The 5,078-nt window shown below is 41.7% G+C and carries 6 protein-coding genes; all 6 read right to left on the bottom strand.

Going from position 1 to position 5,078, the window contains the following annotated elements; all coding sequences use genetic code 11:
• Positions 1 to 9: 9 nt before the first annotated feature.
• The gene (locus Q0507_RS09065) at positions 10 to 1,800 is read right to left on the bottom strand and encodes a SpoIID/LytB domain-containing protein (RefSeq protein ID WP_298715235.1); all 1,791 of its coding nucleotides are present in this window, start codon (positions 1,798 to 1,800) and stop codon (positions 10 to 12) included.
• Positions 1,801 to 1,802: 2 nt separating this feature from the next.
• The gene (gene ruvB / locus Q0507_RS09060) at positions 1,803 to 2,807 is read right to left on the bottom strand and encodes a Holliday junction branch migration DNA helicase RuvB (protein ID WP_295816474.1); all 1,005 of its coding nucleotides are present in this window, start codon (positions 2,805 to 2,807) and stop codon (positions 1,803 to 1,805) included.
• 2 nt (positions 2,808 to 2,809) lie between these two features.
• Complete coding sequence (ruvA, locus tag Q0507_RS09055; protein ID WP_298715234.1) at positions 2,810 to 3,418, bottom strand: Holliday junction branch migration protein RuvA; 609 nt, start codon at positions 3,416 to 3,418, stop codon at positions 2,810 to 2,812.
• Positions 3,418 to 3,912: a crossover junction endodeoxyribonuclease RuvC gene (ruvC, locus tag Q0507_RS09050; protein ID WP_298715232.1), complete on the bottom strand. Its 495-nt coding sequence runs from the start codon at positions 3,910 to 3,912 to the stop codon at positions 3,418 to 3,420. The genes ruvA and ruvC overlap by 1 nt, the downstream gene beginning before the upstream one ends.
• A 203-nt stretch (positions 3,913 to 4,115) precedes the next feature.
• Positions 4,116 to 4,850 (bottom strand): YebC/PmpR family DNA-binding transcriptional regulator, encoded by a 735-nt coding sequence (locus Q0507_RS09045; protein ID WP_298715230.1) that lies wholly within the window; start codon positions 4,848 to 4,850, stop codon positions 4,116 to 4,118.
• 9 nt (positions 4,851 to 4,859) lie between these two features.
• On the bottom strand, positions 4,860 to 5,078 hold a 219-nt coding region (locus Q0507_RS09040), incomplete at its 5' end, for an RNA methyltransferase (protein WP_298715229.1).

Here is a 5,078-nt window from a genome sequence, read left to right as displayed (position 1 = left end):
TTATCCTTATTAATACATTTTCTTCAATGTAATGCCACTATAGTAGTGACGCAAAATAGTTTGGTAATAATTTGTATCTCCAGGGTTAGCACGCTTTGCCATTTCTGCAGCGCCCCATTGAGACATACCAAGACCATGTCCCCAACCGTGGCCTTTAATATAGACAGTATCATTCTTGCCAGTAAAGCTATGATATGCCTTACCCGTGTCTTTAGCAGGATTATGATTTACGTAGAAATCAAATAGTGTAGATTTTAAACCTAAAATGCTACGCAATGCATCTCCATCTACAGTAGTTTTTCCAGAGGTGCCTATGAAAGTTGCACTTTTGATGCGACCAGATACACCGCGGTCAGATGTTTGTTGCCCTGGTTTACCAAGAGGAGTCAATTGAATGCTCTTCAATTTGCCTACCCCTTTACTTGCCGCATTAAGCTTGCTTTCAAGAGCTTGACGAGAGGTAGTAACAGTCCAGTTCGATGTAGATGTACCAGTACTAAAGTCTTTTACCCCTTTCAAGTAAGGCACATCACTACCCCAAACATTTACACTATCCTCTGTATAACCACCGCCATCGGAATGGAATAAAGCATTGATAGGACGTTGGTCATAAAGCATAACTACGCCTTTAGTTTTATTTACCGCATTTGTAGTAGCTTGAGATTCGCCACTCACACCACTATAAACTTGATGATCCGTGGAATTACTCACATCATAAAGCTTTCCTTTGTTTTGTTCCATCGTATGAAGAGCATAGGTACGAGCTGCTACAGCTTGTGCCTCTAATGCGGCAGCAGGCCAAGACGGTACTACCTCTTGAGGGACAACACCATACAAGTAATCCTCAAGTGGCACAGAGTTAATGACCATCATGGTTCCATTATTAGCACGTAATGTGAGTCCACCACGATAACCTTTACCTTCGAACAAGAATGGTGCATCACTACTTGCAGGCTTCAATGTAACCACACTATCAATAGGCTTTCCATTTACAGTAATCTTCCCGCCGCGAACGCCAATAGATGTACCACGATTAGCACTGATTGTGCTAACTTGGCCATTACCGCTGTTCAACACAACTATGTTAGCTGTAGATATAACGGTAGCATCAGAGCTACGATTACCTAGAAGAACACGTACATTTGGCATGTTTTCTTTGCGTTCTGTGGCAGGCGTCACTACGGAGCCCACTTTGTTGCGAGTAATAACTGCTGTATTGGCTTGAATCCTATTCACATCCGTTGTTTTTACTACTTTTTTAGTAGCAGTTTTTTCGGTAGCTCTTTTTTGAGCTACAGGCTTATTACCAGTAACTGCAGTTTTAGCAGCTGGCTTTGCAGTAGCAGAAGCCGCAGGTTTTGTAGCCGTTGTAGCTTTACCTGTAGTAGCTGATTTCGTAGCTGTTGCATTAGTACTAGATTTCGCAGTACTAGTTGATTTTGTTGTACTAACTGCTTTAGCCGTCGTTACCGGCTTTGTAGCTGTAGCAGGCTTTGCTACACTAACCGGTTTTGCACTAGTTTTCGCCACCGTAGATGTAGCAGTTGACTTAGAAACCGTTTTACTTGTTGTGACCGGCTTTGCAACTGGTTTAGTAGCAAGTGGACGAAAACTAGATTTCTTTGTCGTATTTACTTTCGATACAGTTGTATTAGATACTGTTGATTTTGGCGTTGGCTTTTTCGTTACCACTGCACTTTTATTTTGCAGTGTCGCTCCATGTGCTACAGAAGCACCACCAATGTTTACACCTAAAAATAAAGTGGCCATTATCATCAATTGTAATCGTTTCGTTTTCATTGTTATTTCCCTGTCTGTGAAATACCTAAATGCTCATAGGCCAATTTAGTAGCCACCCTCCCACGCGGTGTGCGTCCTAAAAATCCTAATTGCATCAAATATGGTTCATACACATCTTCGATGGTATCTCTCTCTTCGCTGATAGCCGCCGCAATGGTATCAATCCCTACAGGGCCGCCATCATATTTTTCAATAATACATTCCAACACACGTCGATCAATTCGATCAAGTCCCATTTTGTCTACATATAAACGTTGTAATGCTTCATCTGCAATTTCTTGAGTGATAACCCCATCACCAATAACTTGTGCAAAATCGCGTACCCGTTTAAGCAGACGGTTTGCGATACGCGGTGTTCCTCGTGAACGACGCGCAATTTCGCTTGCCCCAGTCGGCACAATACCAATATTAAGTATTTCTGCGGCTCGAGTCACAATAAATTCTAACTCTGGTTGTTTATAATATTCCAACCGATTAATAATACCAAATCGGTCCCGTAACGGTGCCGCCAAAGCACCCGCTCGAGTCGTGGCACCTACCAAAGTAAATTTTGGCAAGTCAATGCGTACAGTTCGAGCACTTGGCCCCTTACCGATGATAATATCAATAGCATAATCCTCCATGGCAGAGTACAACACTTCCTCTACGCTACGGGACAAGCGATGAATCTCATCGATAAATAGTACATCATGATCATCTAAATTTGTTAAAATCGCAGCCAAATCACCAGACTTTTCAATAGCAGGACCAGAAGTTATGCGAAAATTAACACCCAATTCATTCGCAATAATCCCTGCTAATGTAGTCTTACCAAGACCTGGAGGCCCATAGAGCAAAACGTGATCCAATGCTTCACCACGTTGCTTTGCAGCCTGAATATACACATTTAGATTGCCTTTAGCCTCTTCTTGCCCTACATACTCATTAAAGAACTTAGGTCGAAGGCTATATTGCCATATATCCTCTTCGTGCTCGCCATTGCCGACAAGGCGTACTTCTTCATTCATCCTTATCGTCCTTTCCCAAGCTCAATCAAGCTGACTTTAATCAACTCAGATACATCGCGCTTACCATCATCTAAAGACTCAACAATATCAGCCACATCTCGCTCGGAGTATCCTAATGATACGAGAGCTTCAATAGCCTCCCCTGCAGCACCACTAGCAGTGGCACCAATAGGCTGAATAGCCGCAGGTAATTCTGCAGAAATATGTGTCATCTTAGCAATCTTATCCTTTAATTCTAATACAAGTCGCTCCGCAGACTTCTTGCCAATGCCAGGTAACTTAGTTAATTGTTGCACCTGTCCATTGATAACCGCTAATTTAAAAGCCTCTGGTGTCATGCCTGACAAAATGCCAAGCCCCACCTTGGGACCGATACCGGAAACAGAAATGAGCAATATAAACAACTCATATTCCTCTTCCGTCCAAAAGCCGTAGAGCTGCATCGCATCTTCACGCACATTAAGATACGTAAATAGCGTCACCTCACGACCTTCTATCAATTGTTGACGCGTAGTGGTCGGCACATATACGCGATACCCTACGCCATGTACATCTACATAACAAGACTCTTTAAAGAGATGTGTTACGATGCCCCGTACATACCCTATCATTATACCAACCTCTTCAATCTATCATTGTGAGAACTATGAGCCGTACAGATAGCAACTGCCAATGCATCTGCTGTATCATCGGGCTTGATTTTCTCACGAATCCCCAAAATATTCATCGTCATATAAATGACCTGATTCTTATCAGCCTTGCCATAACCAGTGACCGCTTGCTTAATTTGTAGCGGCGTATATTCATAGAGTGGAATACGCTGTTGCTCGGCGGCCAATAAGATGACACCTCGTGCTTGTCCAACCTTAATGGCTGTCGTTACATTACGGTTAAAGAATAATTCCTCTACACCAAACTTATCTGGCTTATATTCCTGTAAAAGATCGCTAAGATCATTAAATAGAATTTCCAATCGCTGTGAATCAGTTAATTCCTTAGGAGTTGTAATAGCCCCATAGGCTACTGGTGTTAGTTTGCTGCCCTTCACGTCAATAATGCCGTATCCGCATATAGCCGTACCTGGGTCAATTCCTATAATGCGCACCCTAACCCCCTTAGTTTAAAAATGAGATAAGCTACCGCCTACCTCCATTACATAATCTATATTATTATAGCATAATATCACATCGAAATTCATGAATTTCCATATAAATTATATAAGAAATCTATTACTTTTCTTAACTTTTACAAAATTTTCCAATTTAATTTACCAATAGAAAAGGAGCACCCATAGAGTGCTCCTTTTTATTATTCTTCGTCGTCTGGCAAAATACCGTTGTGATATACGTTTTGTACATCGTCAAGATTATCCAATACGTCAAGCATTTTTTGCATTTTTACAGCATCATCACCAGATAATTCAATCGTTGTATCTGGAATCATTGTGATTTTAGCTACTACAGTTTCGATATCCGCATCAGCAAGCGCTGCTTCTACAGCATCAAAATCTTCTGGTGTTGTATAAATTTCAAACACATCATCTTCAGACTTAAGATCTTCTGCACCAGCTTCGAGAGCGAGCATAGTTACTTCGTCTTCATCATGACCTTCTTTATCGATAACGAATACGCCTTTAGATTTGAACATCCAACCTACACAGCCGCTTTCACCAAGGTTACCACCTTGTTTAGAAAAAGCATGGCGCACATCTGCAGCAGCACGGTTACGGTTATCTGTCATAACTTCAACGGTAACGGCAACGCCTGCAGGGCCATAACCTTCGTATACGATTTCTTCGTATGTGTTCATGTCCGTAGCTCCGATACCTTTATCGATAGCCCGTTGAATATTATCCTTAGGAATATTGTTTTCACGAGCTTTTTGTAAAGCCAATTTCAAACGCATATTACCAGTTGGATCTGCACCACCCATGCGTGCTGCAACGGTAATTTCACGACCGATTTTTGTAGCCAATTTAGCTTTTAATGCATCGGTTTTACCTTTTTTATGTTTAATATTTGCCCATTTAGAATGTCCTGACATAGACGCCTCCTATTTATTCCACCATGCTTCGCCCCGCAGCCGATCTAAGATGATTGATACGGCACTACGCACGGATAAATGATTGTATTCACCATGGCCATATATAGGTTCTAAAATATAGTCAAAGCTTTCCATCGTTTCTTTTGTCATACCATAACCGGTACCAAATAATACTAACACAGGGCGCCCCTCATTTTCAAGATGTTCGCGCATCCGTGCATAGGAAAT

Source organism: uncultured Veillonella sp. (genome assembly GCF_938010505.1).
In the GTDB taxonomy this organism is placed as follows: Bacteria; Bacillota; Negativicutes; order Veillonellales; family Veillonellaceae; genus Veillonella.
The sequence above is the reverse complement of the archived record's forward strand: the minus strand, read 5'-3'. Positions and strand labels throughout refer to the sequence as shown.